This is a genomic window from Ruegeria arenilitoris, from assembly GCF_013032445.1.
In the GTDB taxonomy this organism is placed as follows: Bacteria; Pseudomonadota; Alphaproteobacteria; order Rhodobacterales; family Rhodobacteraceae; genus Ruegeria; species Ruegeria arenilitoris_F.
In genome coordinates this window covers 290,726-308,540 of the sequence record NZ_WQCA01000005.1, presented here as the reverse complement: position 1 = coordinate 308,540, position 17,815 = coordinate 290,726, and the positions used below count along the sequence as shown (strand labels likewise).

Here is a 17,815-nt window from a genome sequence, read left to right as displayed (position 1 = left end):
GCACACGTCTTGTATTAGCCAGCATGGTTCTCAGCACTTTGCTGACAGCCACAGTATTGGCTCTTGTCTATGTCACCGCGAACCGAAGCATTGAAGGCGAAACTCGTTCGGTCGTGTCGGCGGAACTGACCGGGCTGGCAGATGAATATGAACGTCGCGGTCTGATCGGACTCATGACAGCCATCGAACGGCGCATCCCTACCGCGTCGGAGCGGGACGCATTGTATCTGTTGACGGATCGCTTCGGTGCCAAACTGGCGGGCAACCTCAAACAATGGCCCGAGGGGATCACGGCCGGCAGTGGTTGGGTCGATCTTGAACTGCGGCGCGCCGACAATGACCAACTGGTGCCCATCTCGGCGGCCTCGATTCGCCTGCCGGGCGGCGAGCGCCTGCTGGTCGGGCGCGATGCTTTGGCCCGACAGCAGTTTGATCGGGTGCTGCTGCGATCGGTCGGCATCGCGCTGGCGATTGCACTGGCGCTGAGCGTATTGACCGGCTGGCTGTTTACCCGCCTGGTCTTTTCCCGTCTGTCTGATATTGCCAGCACCGCCGAAAACATTGTCTCGGGTGATCTGTCCCGCCGAATGCCCTTGCGCGGGACCGGGGATGAGTTCGATCAAGTGGCCGGTACGCTTAACACCATGCTGGACAAGATCGAAGAGTTGGTCAGCAATCTGCGTACCACGTCGAATTCGATTGCGCATGACCTGCGTTCCCCCCTGTCGCGCTTGAAACAGCGGGTCGAGGCGCTGTCTGACCCGGGCAAGACGGATCAGGAGCGCGAAATCGACGTTGCACGGGCGAGTTCTGAGATCGACCACGTGTTGCGCGTGTTGGGCCAACTGACCGAAATCTCACGCGCCGAGGCCGGTGTTGGCCGCGAACAGTTCGAGCCAGTAGACCTGCAACAACTGGTGGCAGACGTGGCAGAGCTGTACGATCCTGTTGCCGACGATCAGGGCATCCGGCTGGAAGTCACCGGCAGCGCTGGCTCTATCCCCGGGCACCGGCCGCTATTGTCTCAGGCACTGTCGAACCTGCTGGAAAACGCAATGCGTTATGCCCCGCCAGACACAGCGGTCACGATCAACCTGTCCGAGGACGGCCCCTATACCAGCCTCAGCGTCCGTGACCGGGGACCGGGCGTACCTCAAGAGGACCTGCCGCGCCTGCAGATGCCGTTTGTGACCCTCGACCCGGCCCGGACCGAGCGCAATGCCGGCCTGGGACTGGCCCTCGTTGCCGCAATATCCCGAATGCACGGCGGCACGTTTGAGGCGCATAACTGCGATCCGGGGCTTGAGGTGGTGATCAAACTGGCGCGCAAACCTTAGGCAGGAATACCTTTGGTCGCCATCGTCTTGTTTTTATAGCGTTTGTCCGCCGTCACGTCGGCACCGAACCACTCGGGCGGAATATAGGCTTCGGCCTCTGCTTCGGTCTGAAACTCGACCTCGACCAGACGCAGCGGCGCTAGATCGCCTTGAAACACGTCCAGTTCAAACACCCTCCCGTCCGGCAACTGTCCGGTGAAGCGCTCTTTTTCGACCCGGCGACCGTCCGTCTCGGGCCAAAAAGTGTCGAATTGTTCGGCCGAGATTTCGGCCTCACGCTCAACCCGTACCAATGCGCCGCCGCCCTTCAGGGTCAGGAAATACTTATCGTTTTTCTGACGCAGACGCAGTTCGGTGGAGTCGTCGGGCGCGGTCAGATACCCCTGACGCACAAGGGCTTTTTCCGTGCCGCTCAGGTCCGGCAAGTCCGCGACCAGAAACTTGCGTTCAATTTCGGTGCTCATTTGGGTGAAATCACTCCGTTTTCCAATTCATCGAACAGCGCCTGATAGGCAGAGCTTGCGGCACTGCGCTTGGCATAGATGCTAACAGGGGCGCGGTTCTGGCCCATGCGTTCGATATCCGCAGCAAAGGGAATCTCGGATTGCAGGAAGCGCTTTTTGTACGCCTTGCGCATCTTCTCCATCGACTCCAGATGCAGGGTTTTGCGCCGCTGCACCATCGAAAAGAACGCATTGAGCTTTTTCTTGGGCAGCCTGTGATCGTCGAAGAAGCTCACCAATTGCTCAAGCGTCCGTTCCGACAAGGTCGTCGGGATAACGGGCACCAAAATCTGGTCAGCAGCTTTGAAGATATTCTCAGACAGGGTCGAAAAGTTCGGCGGGCAATCCAGAATGATCACGTCATAGTCGCTGCCTGCGGTGGCCAAGGCCTTTTTCAACCGCGACCGCTTGTTCCGCATCCGTGAGAGGAACACGTCAAAATCCCGAAAGGTCAGGTTTGCGGGCAGCACGTCCAATCCATCAAAATCACTGGCCCGGATCGATTTGGTGAACCGTTCGACATCTTCGAAAAAACGCGCATCGGTCAGCTTTTTCGACGGTTTCACCCGGAAATAAAATCCCGATGCCCCCTGCGGATCAAGATCGCACAGCAGCACAGTGTACCCCGCTTGCGCATAGGCATATGCCAGGTTCACCGAGGTCGCGGTTTTCCCCACTCCGCCCTTGTTGCTGTAGCAGGCAATGATCTTCACTCCTCAATCCTCCTTGTGGTAAAACAGGGTTCGGAACAGGTTCTGGATGTCCGGGCTGTCGAAATGTTGGAAATTGGCGATCACGCGATCGCGTTCGGCCTTTTGTCGTTGGTCAAGTACGGCGATCAACCCGCCGACGGACATGGCAAGCTGCGCATTTGCCCGACCTTGGGCGTTGCTTTGAGTTGCCACAAAATCCAAAAGTGCCTCTTGCTGGACTGAGTAGTCGTTGAACAACCCAAGGTTATCTTGCAGTTTTTTCAAGGGCTTGATGAGCGTTTTGAAATCGCCTTTGTCGAACAGAGGGCCGAAAAACTCCATCAGATAGCGCAGCTTTTTGCAGTCGATCCGCAGATCATGAACGATCTCATCCGGCGTTTCCGGGGTGATTCCGCGGGCCAGTTTGCACACCTTGCGATACCGTTTCCAGATCAGCGCACAGGCATAGCTATAAGCCCCGCGATCCGCATTTGGACCGTGTTTCAACCCTTTCGCATCGGCAAACAGCGCCGCCAATTCGTCCATCTTCTTACCGAAAGCCGCGCTGCGAAGACGGCGGATCAACGCGGCCAGCGCGCGGGTGCGTTCCTTGTCGAATTGGGCGAACATTGCCTCGGCACCTTGATGAAGGTTCGGCGGTATCAGATTGAAGTAAATGTCTTTTTCCAGAAGGTAGACATCCAGGTCCCGCACCCGTCCAGTGGGGGCCATCAGATCAGAGAATTCGCGTTTCAGAACTTCGGTCTGTTCCGGAGAAAACACGCCCTTAAACAGGCTCAGCACCGACCGGACCCTGCGCAGAGAGACGCGGTAGTCATGCAGAAACTCTGTGTCGATATCGGCGATCACGCCTGCCTCGTTCTGGCGCGCGACGGCCAGATAGGTGCGAATGATATCCGCCGCCACTTCGATGGAAGGCTCCTGCGTGCCCAGAGCAACATCGGGCTTTGCGTTATAGGGGGTGGCACCGGGGAACAAACTATCAAACACTGTCTCAAATCCAGATGCCGCCATATTGCCAAGCGCAGCGCAGACCGCATGGTAGGCGCGGTCATAGCCGCGCATCGGCTTCACAGTCAGAAGGGTCGCCTGCCCCTCATCCGTGGACAACGTTACGACGCTGCCTCGGACCTGTGTCTTTTGCAAATCATCCAACACCGCAAATGTGCCGGTTTCGATCAGACCCGAGCCTATGCTCATCAACGCGCGCAGTTTGGGGAATCCCTTCACCGCCGTTTTTACAGGGCCGTCCGGCAGGTCCTGAACGAATTTACCCTTGCCGGTGCAGGCCTGAACCAGAACTTCACCGTCGGCCTGCAACAACCGCATTGCGCCGTCGACCTCGACCAGCAGCCGCCCTTCTGAACGCAGCGACTGATCGTGACAGTCCAAAAGGTCGAACGGTCGCGCGGTTGCTGATGTTTCGAATGCGGGTGTCAGTCCTTTGAGAGAATCCGTAAACCCCGTCAGATCGAACGTGCCGGGGATAATGAAGAACCTGCTTTTCTGCGCCATCACGAGCGACCCTTTTTCGGCGTATCCAGATAGTCATTCACCAGCGTCTCGATGATCTTCTGGACGCTGGTCCCCTCTTCGATTGCCCGGATCTTGAGGGCTTTCAACGTCTTGCCATCCAACCTCAGAGACGTATTCTTTTTGTTCTTGCCGGGCTTTTCGCCGGTGTCCTTGTTCTTCGACATAGGCAACCTCATGACAGCATGACGTCATGAAATCGCACAACAGCTCTTCTGGCAAGTCTGATGTTGAACTAACCTTTCGTCAGGTCGACATCACTGTGCCACAGGGCTAAGAGTTAGGCATGTCCGATCCCGTTTCTTCGATCCGCAACCTTGGCCCCGCTTTCGAACAGGCGTGCGCCCGCGCTGGCATTCACTCGGCTCAGCAATTGCGTCATTTGGGCCCAGATGAGGCCTATGCCCGCGTGATACGTGCCGGAACACGGCCGCATTTCATTGGCTACTATGTGCTGGTGATGGGGTTGCACGGACGTCCGTGGAACGATTGCAAGGGCGATGAAAAAAAGGCCCTGCGCCAGCGGTTTGACGCGATCAAGGCCAGTGTCAGCGCCGCACCCGAGACAAAGATGATCTCGGATCTGGACGCGGTCGGCGTGCGGGTATCGGCAGATGACCTTAAACCGGTATGAAAAAGGCCGCACCCGTTGCCGGGAGCGGCCCTAAAATCCGATCTGATGGCGGATTAGCCGACCAGTTCTATGCCCGAGAAGAAGTAGGCGATCTCGACAGCTGCGGTTTCCGGAGCGTCCGAACCGTGGACCGAGTTTTCACCAACCGATTCAGCGAACTCGGCGCGGATGGTGCCGGGGGCTGCGTCTGCGGGGTTGGTTGCGCCCATGACTTCGCGGTTCTTTGCAATGGCGCCTTCGCCTTCCAGAACCTGAACAACAACCGGAGCCGACGACATGAATTCGCACAGTTCGTCATAGAACGGACGCTCGGCGTGTACTTCGTAGAACTTGCCGGCTTGCTCTTTGGTCATGTGGATGCGCTTTTGCGCAACGATGCGCAGGCCGGCTTCTTCGAACTTGGCGTTGATTTTGCCAGTCAGGTTGCGGCGGGTTGCATCGGGTTTGATGATCGAGAATGTGCGTTCCAGTGCCATGTCGGCCTCTCCTTAGCATAAGGCGCGGGGTCGCGCCGAAATCCATCGCGCGCCGCGTAGCATGGTCTGTGCCGTATGAAAAGCACTATGATGCGCGGCGGCTCAGATCGTTTCCGGCAGTGGGTCCTGCTGGTCGACCCAGCGCACATACAGCACTGCCAGCAGCCCGGCGAAACTGCACGCCCACATCATGCCCAGAACAAGGTACGGACCGTTTTCAGGGCTGACCCAAAGCCCGGTAAGCGAGGTCAGAACCGCCCCCAGCGCCACGATCATTGCGCCGGACAGGCCCGCCGCACTGCCCGCCAGTTTGGGACGGACGGACATAAGGCCAGCGGATGCGTTGGCATTGGTCAGGCCGTTGCCGAAACCGACAAAGATGGCCGACCCGAAAAACACCCAGACCGAGCCCAGATCAGCAAGAAACAAAAGCAAGCCACCCAGCGGACCTGTTGAGGCAGTAATGCGTCCGATCAGAATCATGGTGGTCAGCTTTGTGCGCGCTGCGATCCGCCCGGTGATGAAATTGCCAACCATGAAACCGCCTGTGATTATGCCGATCCCCAGGCCCAGCATAGCGGGGCTCATGTCGAACCACGATGCCGCCACCAATGGGGCGCCGGTGATAAAGCTGAAAAACCCTCCGATCGAAAAGGCGGCACACAGGGCGTAACCCCAAAACCTGCGCGCGCGGAACAGGTGCGGGTATTCCCTCAGTTGTGCAGCGAAGGTTGAAGAGCGGTTGGTGTTGGTCTCGCCCATATCGGCCCAGAGCAAAAGCAGCAGCCCTGCCCCAAGAACCGAATACAGAACAAACCCGGCGCGCCAACCGAACAGGCTGTCAAGCGCACCGCCCAGCATCGGCCCCAACATCGGGGCCAGCGCCATCGCCATCGTCACGTAACCCAATTTGCTAGCGGCCTCGTTCGCAGGGTACATGTCACGGATGGCGGCGCTGGACAAAACCGGCCCGGCCACCACGGCGGCCTGCAGAAGGCGAAATCCCAGAAAGATCCAGATCGACTCGGCCAGCACGCAACCGACCGACGCGGCGACGAAGACGACCATACAAATCAGCAGGATGGGTCTGCGCCCGAACCGATCAGACAGAGGCCCCATTATCAGTTGCAGCACGGCAGACACCGCCAGGTACCCGGCCACCGACAGGTTCACCAGCGCGTAATCGACCTGAAAATCACCCGACATCCGGGCGAGCGACGGCAGGAACATGTTCAGCGTCAGCACCGACAAAGCCGTCGCAAACACCAAAGTGATCAAAGATGGAGGCGAAGAAGCCGCGCGCATGAAGAAAACCGTCGAAAACCAATCGAACCAGCGCTAGCACACTGGCCGCATATTGAACATGCCAAGCCGCTGGCGGCGTCTGGTATGCTCTGTTATGAGCGGCTCATGTTACGGATCGAAGACATCACCTATGCGGTCGAGGGCCGCCCCCTGTTTGACGGCGCCAGCGCCACCATTCCCGACGGCCACAAGGTTGGCCTTGTGGGTCGGAATGGCACCGGCAAGACTACTCTGTTTCGTTTGATCCGGGGCGAACTGGCGTTGGAATCGGGTAATATCATCCTACCGAAGCGGGCGCGGATCGGCGGGGTGGCGCAAGAGGTACCCTCGTCCGACGTTTCTCTAATCAACACGGTTCTGGCTGCCGATACCGAGCGCAGCGCTCTGATGGCCGAAGCCGACAGCGCCGAAGAACCGGCGCGCATCGCAGATATCCAGACCCGTCTGGCCGATATTGACGCCTGGTCGGCCGAGGCGCGGGCGGCCTCGATCCTCAAAGGTTTGGGTTTCGACGACGAAGATCAACTTCGCCCCTGTTCGGATTTCTCGGGCGGCTGGCGGATGCGCGTCGCACTGGCGGCGGTGCTGTTTTCGCAGCCTGACCTGCTTTTGCTGGACGAACCTACCAACTATCTGGACCTTGAAGGCGCACTTTGGCTGGAAAGCTATCTGGCCAAATACCCGCATACAGTCATCATCATCAGCCATGACCGCGGGCTGCTAAACCGCGCAGTGGGCTCGATCCTGCATCTGGAAGACCGCAAGCTCACTTACTACGCTGTTCCTTATGACAAATTCGCTGAACGCCGCGCCGAACGTCTGGCGCAGGCAGAATCGGAGAACGCCAAGGCCAAGGCCCGCATCGCACATCTGCAGAGTTTTGTAGACCGCTTCCGCTACAAGGCCTCAAAGGCCGTGCAGGCCCAGTCGCGCCTGAAGATGATCGAACGCATCCAGCTGGTCTCAACTCCGCAAGAGGCCGCCTTGCGCGCGTTCTCTTTCCCTGAACCCGAGGAACTGTCGCCGCCGATCATCCAAATCGAAGGTGGCGTGACGGGTTATGGTGAGACCGAAGTGCTGCGCCGCCTGAACCTGCGTATCGACCAAGACGACCGCATCGCGTTGTTGGGCAAAAACGGTCAGGGCAAATCAACCCTTTCCAAACTTCTGTCCGACCGCCTATCTCTGATGGCGGGCAAGATGACCCGCAGCAACAAGCTGCGCATCGGATACTTTGCACAACATCAGGTCGATGAGCTGCATGTGGACGAGACACCCTTGGACCACCTGCGTCGCTTGCGCCCGGATGAAGCGCCGGGCAAGTGGCGTTCCCGTCTGGCCGGATTTGGGCTGAATGCGGATCAGGCGGAAACGCTGGTCGGGCGGCTGTCTGGTGGTCAGAAAGCACGCCTGTCGTTGCTGATCGCCACCATCGACGCGCCGCATATGCTGATCCTTGATGAGCCGACCAACCACCTGGACATCGAAAGCCGCGAAGCGCTGGTCGAGGCGTTGACCGCCTATTCCGGTGCCGTTGTTCTGGTCAGCCACGATATGCATTTGTTGTCGCTGGTCGCGGACCGGTTGTGGCTGGTGTCGGATGGCACGGTCAAACCCTTCGACGGCGACCTCGAGGCCTATCGCGCCATGCTGCTGGCCCGCGAAAAACCCATCAAAGAGAAACCGCAAATTGCCAAACCCAAGCGCCCCTCGCGCGAGGCGATGCTGGCCCTGCGTGCCGATCTGCGCAAATGCGAGGACCGGATCGAGAAACTGACGGATATGCACGACAAACTCTCGGCCAAGCTGGCAGATCCGGCGTTGTACGAGGACGACAAGATCAACGATCTGGAATCCTGGAACCGCAAATTCGCCGAGGTCGTCGAAGCCATGCAAAAAGCCGAGGCCCTGTGGGTCGCCGCCGCCGAACGTCTTGAAAACGCCGAGAACGTCGCATGATGGATCTGGCCTTTTTCATCACCGCCTTCACTACCCTGTTCGTGGTGATCGACCCGTTTGGCACCACCCCGATCTTCGTGGCGCTGACGCAAGACATGGACGCGAAGACCCGCCGCAAGACAGCGATCCGCAGCTGCCTGACGGCCGTCTTCATCCTGATCGCTTTCGCAGCCTTTGGCGAGGCTGTTCTGGGCTTTGTCGGCATATCGATGCCCGCCTTCCGTGTCGCAGGTGGTGCGTTGTTGTTCCTTACCGCTCTGGACATGCTGTTCGAACGCCGCACCAAACGGCGCGAGGATCGGGCCGAGGAAGAAGAGCATCCCGACCCTTCGGTGTTCCCATTGGCCATTCCCCTGATCGCCGGGCCGGGTTCGATTGCAACGATCATCCTGCTGGCTGGTCAGCACCCCGGTGTTCTGGGAATTGTCGAAGCCTGCATCGTCATGCTGGCGGTGATGGCCGTCGTTTTGACCTTCTTCCTGTCGGGCGGCCTGATCGCGCGCATTCTGGGCAAGACCGGCCTGAACGTGCTGACACGCCTGCTGGGCATGTTGCTGGCGGCGCTGTCGGTTCAGTTCATATTGGACGGCCTCAAGGCCTTTGGTTTTGCCTCATAAATCCCCATATACCTTAGAGTGAATTCGGTAAGGGTAATGGTATGGACGGAGACAGCATTGGACGTTTGGTTTATCTGGTCGTGCTTGGCTCGGCTATTGTTGCGTGGTTTATCTCGCAAAATCGCCAATCGCTGAACAAAACCATGCAGCAGGCCATGGCCTGGGTGTTCATCTTCGTCGGCGTCATCGCCGTTGTTGGCCTGTGGGAGGACATCCGCACCACCGTGGGTCCTGCCCCGCAGATGACCGTCACCGGCGAGACGATTGCAGTGCCCCGTGCCTATGACGGCCACTATTACCTGCCTGTTTTGGTGAACGGAGAGCCGATCACCTTCCTCGTCGATACCGGTGCCAGCCAGATTGTATTCAGCGAGCAGGACGCCAGACGCATTGGCGTTGACCCCGACCAGCTAAATTACCTTGGCCGCGCTGCAACCGCGAATGGAGAGGTACGCACCGCACCCATCCGGTTGGACAGTCTTGAGTTGGGTCCGATCACTGACCACGGCGTCGCGGCTTGGGTCAACGAAGGCGATTTGCGTCAGTCGCTGCTTGGCATGGACTACCTGCATCGGTTCTCGAATATCCAGTTCACGGATGGCCGTATGATCCTGTCCCGGTAAAGGGTTCACGATTGCAATCTCCCGTTGAGAACAAAAGGGGAACATGCTAGACTGCAGGAATGTCTACAAACCTTCTTGGCCGTAAACCCGCGCGTGAGGCGCCGGGACTGGTCCTGCATCCGCAGATCACCCTGCAACTGGGCCGCGTGCACGAGGCCTGCGGCCCCGCCCGGCGCAGCTTTGCCACGTGGCTGGCGGGTCAGGCGCAGGGACCGGTACTGTGGATTTCCCCTGCGTGGGAACACGGCCAACTGAACCCCGACGGGATGATGCCTTTTGCCGATCCCGCCCGGTTCATCTTCGTCCGCCCCACCCGCGCCGAAGATCTGCTGTGGTGCATGGAAGAGGCGCTGCGCAGCGGGGCAATCCCGCTGATCATCGGCGACCTGCCTGGTGCGCCCGCTCTGACACCGGTACGCCGAATGCATCTGGCCGCCGAACAGGGTGGCGCGATGGGACGGGCTCCGCTGGGTCTGTTGCTGACCCCCGGTGGCGGCGGCGCGCAAGGGGTTGAGACTCGCTGGCATATGGCCGCGAACCATCAGGGAGAGGCCCGCCGCTGGGTCCTGACCCGCCGCCGCGCCCGCGCCCTGCCCCCGGTCAGTTGGCAAGCCACACAGACCAAACCGCGCGCCGGGTTGAACCTGACCCGGATCAGAGCGCAAGATGTTTTGGTGTGACACCTCACGAGGATCACAAAACTTGTGACTGGCCAAAAACAGACCCCGGCCCTAGCGTTCAGACATGAGCCATCCGATCCATGACAGCCGGTACTCCTGGCTTCGCCTTCTGATCACGCTCGCCATTGCCACAGTGGCGAATGTTGGAATCTGGGCCGTCATTCTGATCATGCCGGATGTCGAGACAGAGTTCGGGGCTGGACGGGCCAGTGCCTCGCTGCCTTTCACACTGACCATGATCGGGTATGCCGTCGGCAACATGTGGCTGGGGCAACTGGTGGACAAACTGGGTGTCACCAAGGCCCTGATCGGTGCGGCGATGCTGAGTGCTCTCAGCTACCTGTTGGCATCAATGGCACCGTCAATCGCCCTGCTGTCCGCAGCGCATTTTTTGTTAGGCGTGGGTACGTCGATCGGATTTGGTCCGCTGATCGCCGATATCTCGCATTGGTTCGTGCGCAGACGCGGGATTGCCGTAGCTTTGGTGGCCAGTGGCAACTACCTGTCCGGAGCAATCTGGCCCATCCTGCTGTCCGGCATTCTGGCCCGTGAAGGCTGGCAACAGGTCTATCTGACGCTGGCGGTCATAACCTTGGCGGTCGTCATACCCCTGTCCCTTCTGCTGCGCCGTCAGGTCCCGGTCGAAGCGCATAGCACCGCCGCCGCCACGGCCCGGATCAACGCCCGCAGCGTCGGGATATCGCCGCGTGCGCTGCAATACATTCTGGGACTGGCCGGGATCGGCTGCTGCGTGGCGATGTCGATGCCGCAGGTTCATATCGTGTCCTATTGCGTCGGTTTGGGCTACGGCCCGGCGGTTGGGGCCGAGATGTTGTCTCTGATGCTACTGGGCGGAGTGATCAGCCGGGTGATCTCGGGCCTTGTGGCCGACAAGCTGGGCGGAGTGAAAACGCTTCTGATCGGCTCGGTCCTGCAATGCATCGCCTTGTTCCTGTTCCTGCCCTATGACGGGATGGTCTCGCTTTATGTCATCAGCCTGCTGTTCGGGCTGGCGCAAGGCGGCATCGTGCCCAGCTATGCCCTCGTGGTCCGTGAATACATGCCGCCGCAAGAGGCCGGAGCCCGCGTGGGTTTCGTTCTGATGATGACGATCATGGGGATGGCCTTGGGTGGCTGGATGTCCGGCTGGATTTACGACGTGACCGGCAACTATCAACTGGCCTTCATCAACGGCATCCTTTGGAACGGCCTGAACATCGCCATCCTGCTGGTTCTGCTGAACCGCTCGCGCCCCCGCAGACAGGAGGCCGTAGCATGACCGAGCTGACCCGGCGCACGTTATTGGCCGGGTTGACCGCCCTGCCCCTGACCAGCCCGGCCCATGCGGACCTCAGCCCCTATGTGCTGGTACCCAAGGGCACATCCGTTGACTTTACCTTTGACCTGTCCGGCCTTGCTCAATCCGGAACCATGCCGATCCACTCGGCCGACATCCGGATCGACCTGAGCGACCTGACCAACAGCCGCGTCAATGTCACCCTGAACGCCGCCGAAGCCCGAACCAAGCTGCCTTTTGCCCGGAGCGCAATGTTGGGCGAAGGCGTTCTGGATGTCGCAAACTATCCGATCATTCACTTTGAGACGACCAAAGTTGAGCTCGGTGATGGTGGGCGAATTTCACGTGGAGCGAAAATCACCGGTGATCTGACCCTGCGCGGTGTGACGCGACCGATCGCCTTGCAGGCGGACCTATATCGCCCGCCAGGCAGCGCATCGGACAATCTGGACATGCTCTCCATTCGACTAACCGGCGCGCTGAACCGCCACGACTTCGGCGCGTCAGGCTATGCCGATCTGGTGCAAGACACTGTCGGGCTGGACATCCGGGCCGAGATCAAAAAGGCCAGATAGCCAAAAAACGACGCGCCAGAGTCGATAAGACGCGCGCATTACCGGCATATCGAGTAAAGCTGAGCCCATCATGCGCACGATCATTTCCTTTGCCGCCCTTTTTCTTTCAGTCATTCTGCTGCAGCTTTCTACTGGCGGCGTCGGACCGCTGGACGCCATCTCGGGCCTGACGCTGAACTTCACGACGGAACAGATCGGTCTGCTGGGTTCGGCGCATTTCATCGGGTTCTTTGTTGGTTGCTGGTGGGCTCCGCGATTAATGGGCAGCGTCGGCCATTCCCGCGCCTTTGCCGTCTGCACCGCCTTGGGCGCGATGGGGTTGATCGGGCACACGCTGACCGACAATCCCTATATCTGGGCAGCGCTCAGAATTGCCTCCGGCACCTGTGTCGCCGGGTGCTACACCGTGATCGAGGCCTGGCTGAACGCCAAGGTCACCAACGAAACACGCGGACGCGCCATGGGGACCTATCGGTTCGTCGAAATGGGCGCGTCGCTTTGCGCGCAGCTGATCATCGCGATCCTGCCGCCTGCATCCTACGTGTCTTACAATCTGCTGGCGATCCTGTGCTGCGCCGCGTTGCTGCCTCTGACGCTGACCCGGGCTAGTCAGCCGATCACACCGGAGGCCCCGCGACTGCGGCCCAAGCTGGCTTGGCGCAGCTCTCCTCTGGCGGTGGCGGGCGTGATCGTCGCAGCGCTTAGCTCGGCCTCGTTCCGCATGGTCGGTCCGGTCTATGGGCAAGAGGTCGGTCTGGGTGTCGATCAGATCGCGTTCTTTCTGGCCTCATTCGTTCTCGGCGGGGCTTTGGCTCAATACCCGCTTGGCTGGCTGGCCGACAAATACGACCGGCGTTGGGTGCTGATCTGGTTGTCCGGCGCAGCCGTGCTCAGTTGCGGGGTGACCATGGCGGCCAGTGGAACGGGCACTTTGGGCGTGATGCTGGCAGCTGGTATCTTCGGCCTGACAACCTTTCCGATCTTTTCGGTGTCATCAGCCCACGCCAACGACTTTGCCACGACAGAGCAGCGGGTCGAACTATCGGCAGCCCTGATGTTTTGGTACGCGCTGGGGGCAATCGCCTCGCCCTACGTCTCATCCACGTTGATTCAGCAATTCGGCCCGGGTGCCCTGTTTGCGTTTGTGGCTGTGGGGCATCTGGCCCTGATCGTCTTCGGCGTGGCTCGGATGCGTTCGCGCCCGACGCCGGATGAACGGACCAACTATGTTTATGCGCCGCGCACCTCTTTCACCATCGGGCGATTGCTGAAACGGTCGCGAGAGGAATAGAGCCCCGAAGGTTATTCTGAAGGCGGCGAAGACGGGATCATTTCATCCAATAGCGAGCCTGCTTCATATCCCAGCAGGTCAACTTCCATGCGCCCCGGATCCCCGAAAGCCCAAGCGCCGACCAGACGTTGCATCTTCTCATAGCCAACGAAATCGGCCATCGCCTCGTTGCCATGCGCATGTTCGGCGAACATAACCTGACCCGCCGCAACTTTCCGTGGCATCACGCGCTCCAGATACAGTTCGACTACGTTGACCCCTGCAACATTGGACCCACCATGGTGGACGACATACATTTCGTCCCATTCTTTTTTGCTGACTGCTGCACGCGCGTCAGACACAGCCTTGTGTAACGAGGCAAGTTCGGCCCTTGCGGCTTCGCGCATGTTGGCTGCCCAGACCGGGCGCATATCATTAATCACGGTTGACACGTCCTGCCGCGTTAGGATCCCGCGCTGGACCGCCGTACTTGTAAAAGTATGCGCGACCTCAAGCATCTGTCGTTGCCGCGCAATCTCCTCTTTTGGCAGGTCGAGCTGTTCTATCCACGGCATCAGTGTGTTGATTTCCTGCGTGATGGCCGCGAAGTCCTTTTTCCAACTTGCACCATCGGCATCCTCTTCGGGCCACGGGGTAACTGCGCCAATGATCCCCAAAAGCACATGGGATGTAGACTTAAAAATCAGATAGTTCGGCGCGTCCCTCGGAAACGACACCTGACCGTTCTCTGACAGGACCGTAACATCCCGAGCGATCACCATGACCGGTCGCGACCGCGCTGTCAGCGCTTTCTGACCACGGTGGAAGATTGACAACATCGCTTTGTCAAAGCTGTCAATCGCATCCATGGCGTTGCCTTGGTCTGCCTGAACGCTCGGCGCTAAAAATAAGGATGAAAAGAAAAATGCGGTCGCCTGCATCAGGCGATGAACCATGAATACCTTCATTTTATCCCCCGTGAACAAATTGCACACCCATCATACACAGAGTAGCACCCTCACGCGAAGGCCGCGTCAGGCAGGCACTTATACGTCTTTTCGGACGCTTATCGATGAAACCGGGCTTTTGCTGGCCGGTCACATAAGATAGACGGTCGCGCAGATAGATACGTGGAAACGCAAAATGGCTCGGATTCTCATCACCTCGGCGATCCCTTACATCAACGGGATCAAGCACCTCGGCAACCTGATCGGCTCGCAATTGCCTGCCGATTTGTACGCACGCTATCAGCGTGGCCGGGGGAATGAGGTCATGTTCCTGTGCGCCACCGACGAACACGGCACCCCGGCTGAGTTGGCGGCAGCCAAGGCTGGCAAGCCCGTGGCCGAATACTGCGCCGAGATGTATGAAATCCAGGCCGGTATCGCCAATCGCTTTGGCCTGAGCTTTGATCACTTTGGCCGTTCGTCCAGCGACCAGAACAAGAAGCTGACCCAGCATTTCGCGGGCAAGCTGGACGACGCCGGATTGATCCGGGAAGTCACTGAAAAGCAGGTCTATTCCAACGCCGATGGCCGGTTCCTACCGGACCGCTATATCGAGGGCACCTGCCCCAACTGCGGCTATGACCGTGCACGCGGCGACCAGTGTGAAAACTGCACCAAGCAGTTGGACCCGACCGACCTGATCGAGCCGCGCTCGGCCATTTCCGGCTCAACCGATCTGGAGGTGCGTGAAACCAAGCATTTGTATCTGCGCCAGTCGGCGATGAAGGATCAGTTGGATGCGTGGATCGACAGCAAGACCGATTGGCCGATCCTGACCACCTCGATTGCCAAGAAGTGGCTGCATGATGGCGACGGCCTGCAGGATCGCGGTATCACCCGCGATCTGGACTGGGGCGTACCGGTCAAGAAAGGTGATAAGGACTGGCCAGGTATGGAAGGCAAGGTTTTCTACGTCTGGTTTGACGCGCCGATCGAATACATCGCCTGTGCCAAGGAATGGGCGGACGCGAACGGCAAGACCGACGCGGATTGGGAACGCTGGTGGCGCACCGATAAAGGCGCGGATGATGTGCGGTATGTGCAATTCATGGGCAAGGACAACGTGCCCTTCCATACTCTGTCCTTCCCGGCCACTATTCTGGGATCAGGCGAGCCGTGGAAGATGGTGGATCACCTGAAATCGTTCAACTACCTGAACTATGACGGTGGCCAGTTCTCAACCTCTCAGGGTCGTGGCGTGTTCATGGATCAGGCGCTGGAGATTCTGCCGGCCGATTACTGGCGCTGGTGGTTGCTGAGCCATGCGCCCGAAAGCAGCGATAGTGAGTTTAACTGGGAGAACTTCCAGCAATCCGTAAACAAAGATCTTGCGGACGTTCTGGGCAACTTCGTCAGCCGGATCACCAAGTTCTGCCGTTCGAAATTCTCCGAAGCCGTGCCCGAAGGCGGCGGCTATGGCGAACGTGAACAGGCGCTGATCGACGAACTCACCAACCGTGTCCGTGCCTATGAAGGGCATATGGAGGCGATGGAGGTCCGTAAATCCGCGCAGGAACTACGGGCGATCTGGGTGGCGGGCAACGAATACCTGCAGGCCGCAGCCCCATGGTCTACCTTCAAGGAAAACCCGGAACAGGCCGCAGCACAGGTACGTCTGGGCCTGAACCTGATCCGGCTCTACGCCGTGCTTAGCGCCCCGTTCATCCCCGAGACCTCGGCCAAGATGCTAAGTGCGATGAACACGCTGGACACAAGTTGGCCCGATGACGTCGACGCCGCGCTGAGCGCCCTGCCCGCTGGTCACGAATTCACCGTACCAGACGTCCTGTTTGCCAAAATCACGGACGAGCAGCGCGAGGACTGGCAAAACCGCTTTGCTGGAACCCGCGACTGATCCGTTGCACAGTGCTGACTAAGGAATGGAGGCCATTTCGGCCCCCATTTTTGTTTCATTGGTCACGTTTTAGATACGTATTCGCGAAAAGGTCGACGTAAGCCGCACTGAGGTCGCGAAAAATTCTGCAAAGACGCAGATTTAAATCGTATTCAAGAAGCTTGAGATATACGCGCAAAACGGCCATCCTGACCGGGAATTCAGTCGACTCGTCGGGCTGGCCTATCCTTCCTGGCGCAAAAAACCGTAGTTTTAACGAGGCACCCGCCATGTCCCTTGCATTGAAGAACTTGAAATTCCGTCTTCACGGACCAGCCCTTGCTGCTGCGGTCTGTGTGGGCATGGCACATGCTGCTCTTGCGCAGGACCAAGGCGACGCCCCGCCGCCGAAAGTATCCATTGCTGCGGCCTATACGCAGGAAATAACTGAAGAAGCCGTTTTCATCGGTCGCGCCGAAGCTATCGACAAAGTTGACATCGTCGCCAGGGTAAACGGGTTTCTTGAAAGCCAGGAAGTAGCAGACGGTTCGTTGGTGAACAAAGACGACTTGTTGTTCACTATCGAGCCCGATCTTTATGAAGCTACGCTACAAGCCCGCAAGGCAGATTTGGACCGTGCTGAAGCCAATCTGGAACTCGCCAAGGTTGAACTGGCCCGTAAGGAAGAGCTTTATAGACGCGACGCCACACCCGAGTCCGAACGGGACATCGCCCGTGCCAATGAACTGGTCGCCGAGGCCGAAGTGAAATCTGCCCAAGCTGCAATCCAACAAGCTGAATTGGACCTGAGCTACACAAAAATTCACGCCCCCTTCTCGGGTCGTATCGGTCGCGTCGCCACAAGTGTTGGCGACGTGGTTGGGCCAACGAACTCTCCTTTGGTCAATCTGGTCAGCGAAGCGCCGATCTATGTGAATTTTTCGCTGAACGAAAAACAATTCACTACAGTTCTAGAGCAATATGGCGAGAGCGCAGCCTCGCTGGCAGAAAGCAGCAAAAGTCCAAATGTTCACTTGACGCTGCCCAACGGAACGAACCTAGACGAAACGGGCAAGATCGTTTTCGTCGACAACCGCATCGACCCTCTGACAGGTGCAATCACAGTTCGGGCAGAATTCGAGAACACGAACCGTTTGATTGTCGACGGTCAGTTCCTCAGTGTTCAGATCGAAGCTTTGGAACCAACCCTGGAAGTCCTTATCCCTCAGGCCGCGCTGCAAAGGGATCAGCGGGGTGAATTTGTGTTGGTCGTGAATGACAAGCAAATGGTCGAACAACGCTATATCACCACAGGCGATACGGTAGAGTCGGCAATCATCGTCAAAGATGGTTTGCGCGACGGTGAAAGTGTAATCGTCGAAGGCCTGCAAAGGGTTCGTCCGGGCGTGGCCGTGGATGCGGTCGTGGCCTCTGAGCAGCCGGGAGAGTAAC

At 58.7% G+C, this 17,815-nt stretch carries 18 protein-coding genes; 11 read left to right on the top strand and 7 right to left on the bottom strand.

Translation table 11 applies throughout. The features are described from left to right. Positions 1-23 precede the first annotated feature (23 nt). Entirely contained in the window at positions 24-1,337 is a 1,314-nt protein-coding gene (locus tag GOW98_RS09355) for a sensor histidine kinase (protein ID WP_254437956.1), read from the top strand. Here GOW98_RS09355 and GOW98_RS09350 read toward each other — a convergent pair. The 4 genes from GOW98_RS09350 to GOW98_RS09335 are packed head-to-tail and all read right to left on the bottom strand — an operon-like array spanning position 1,334 to position 4,253. Continuing rightward, positions 1,334-1,801 (bottom strand): CYTH domain-containing protein, encoded by a 468-nt coding sequence (locus tag GOW98_RS09350; RefSeq protein WP_170331290.1) that lies wholly within the window; start codon positions 1,799-1,801, stop codon positions 1,334-1,336. The genes GOW98_RS09355 and GOW98_RS09350 overlap by 4 nt on opposite strands. After that, positions 1,798-2,553, bottom strand: a complete 756-nt coding sequence (locus tag GOW98_RS09345) for a ParA family protein (protein ID WP_170331288.1) — start codon at positions 2,551-2,553, stop codon at positions 1,798-1,800. The genes GOW98_RS09350 and GOW98_RS09345 overlap by 4 nt, the downstream gene beginning before the upstream one ends. Positions 2,554-2,556: 3 nt before the next feature. Then, positions 2,557-4,068, bottom strand: coding sequence for a CHAD domain-containing protein (locus tag GOW98_RS09340; protein WP_170331286.1), 1,512 nt, complete (start codon positions 4,066-4,068; stop codon positions 2,557-2,559). Continuing rightward, positions 4,068-4,253 carry a hypothetical protein gene (locus GOW98_RS09335; protein WP_170331284.1) on the bottom strand — a complete coding sequence of 62 codons (186 nt, stop codon included), beginning with the start codon at positions 4,251-4,253 and terminating at the stop codon, positions 4,068-4,070. Before GOW98_RS09335 ends, GOW98_RS09340 begins: the two co-directional genes overlap by 1 nt. Positions 4,254-4,372: 119 nt before the next feature. Between GOW98_RS09335 and GOW98_RS09330 the strand changes: the two genes are divergently transcribed. Beyond that, entirely contained in the window at positions 4,373-4,720 is a 348-nt protein-coding gene (locus GOW98_RS09330; protein ID WP_170331282.1) for a TfoX/Sxy family protein, read from the top strand. Between the two features lie 53 nt (positions 4,721-4,773). Here GOW98_RS09330 and ndk read toward each other — a convergent pair whose 3' ends face one another. Together ndk and GOW98_RS09320 are read right to left on the bottom strand one after the other, a co-directional pair. Next, positions 4,774-5,196: a nucleoside-diphosphate kinase gene (ndk, locus tag GOW98_RS09325; protein ID WP_068334875.1), complete on the bottom strand. Its 423-nt coding sequence runs from the start codon at positions 5,194-5,196 to the stop codon at positions 4,774-4,776. Between the two features lie 102 nt (positions 5,197-5,298). Further along, a complete protein-coding gene (locus GOW98_RS09320) occupies positions 5,299-6,501 on the bottom strand; it encodes a multidrug effflux MFS transporter (protein WP_170331280.1) in 1,203 nt (400 codons plus the stop codon). Between the two features lie 105 nt (positions 6,502-6,606). Between GOW98_RS09320 and GOW98_RS09315 the strand changes: the two genes are divergently transcribed. From GOW98_RS09315 to GOW98_RS09285, 7 genes are all read left to right on the top strand, one after another. Further along, a complete protein-coding gene (locus tag GOW98_RS09315) occupies positions 6,607-8,460 on the top strand; it encodes an ABC-F family ATP-binding cassette domain-containing protein (RefSeq protein WP_170331278.1) in 1,854 nt (617 codons plus the stop codon). Then, positions 8,457-9,077 (top strand): MarC family protein, encoded by a 621-nt coding sequence (locus GOW98_RS09310; RefSeq protein ID WP_170331276.1) that lies wholly within the window; start codon positions 8,457-8,459, stop codon positions 9,075-9,077. The genes GOW98_RS09315 and GOW98_RS09310 overlap by 4 nt, the downstream gene beginning before the upstream one ends. A gap of 41 nt (positions 9,078-9,118) precedes the next feature. After that, positions 9,119-9,700: a retropepsin-like aspartic protease family protein gene (locus GOW98_RS09305; protein ID WP_170331274.1), complete on the top strand. Its 582-nt coding sequence runs from the start codon at positions 9,119-9,121 to the stop codon at positions 9,698-9,700. A 59-nt stretch (positions 9,701-9,759) separates the two neighbouring features. Then, the gene (locus GOW98_RS09300) at positions 9,760-10,380 is read left to right on the top strand and encodes an ImuA family protein (RefSeq protein WP_170331272.1); all 621 of its coding nucleotides are present in this window, start codon (positions 9,760-9,762) and stop codon (positions 10,378-10,380) included. A gap of 64 nt (positions 10,381-10,444) precedes the next feature. Then, positions 10,445-11,659 (top strand): MFS transporter, encoded by a 1,215-nt coding sequence (locus tag GOW98_RS09295; RefSeq protein WP_170331270.1) that lies wholly within the window; start codon positions 10,445-10,447, stop codon positions 11,657-11,659. After that, the gene (locus GOW98_RS09290) at positions 11,656-12,252 is read left to right on the top strand and encodes a YceI family protein (protein ID WP_170331268.1); all 597 of its coding nucleotides are present in this window, start codon (positions 11,656-11,658) and stop codon (positions 12,250-12,252) included. The genes GOW98_RS09295 and GOW98_RS09290 overlap by 4 nt, the downstream gene beginning before the upstream one ends. A 70-nt stretch (positions 12,253-12,322) precedes the next feature. Further along, complete coding sequence (locus tag GOW98_RS09285) at positions 12,323-13,543, top strand: MFS transporter (RefSeq protein WP_170331266.1); 1,221 nt, start codon at positions 12,323-12,325, stop codon at positions 13,541-13,543. Between the two features lie 11 nt (positions 13,544-13,554). On the opposite strand, the gene GOW98_RS09280 is transcribed toward GOW98_RS09285, so the two are convergent. Beyond that, positions 13,555-14,490 carry a hypothetical protein gene (locus tag GOW98_RS09280; RefSeq protein WP_170331264.1) on the bottom strand — a complete coding sequence of 312 codons (936 nt, stop codon included), beginning with the start codon at positions 14,488-14,490 and terminating at the stop codon, positions 13,555-13,557. 175 nt (positions 14,491-14,665) lie between these two features. Here GOW98_RS09280 and metG point away from each other — a divergent pair, with 175 nt between their 5' ends. Further along, positions 14,666-16,384, top strand: a complete 1,719-nt coding sequence (gene metG, locus GOW98_RS09275; protein WP_170331262.1) for a methionine--tRNA ligase — start codon at positions 14,666-14,668, stop codon at positions 16,382-16,384. A 269-nt stretch (positions 16,385-16,653) separates the two neighbouring features. Then, positions 16,654-17,814 carry an efflux RND transporter periplasmic adaptor subunit gene (locus GOW98_RS09270; RefSeq protein WP_170331260.1) on the top strand — a complete coding sequence of 387 codons (1,161 nt, stop codon included), beginning with the start codon at positions 16,654-16,656 and terminating at the stop codon, positions 17,812-17,814. Position 17,815 lies beyond the last annotated feature (1 nt).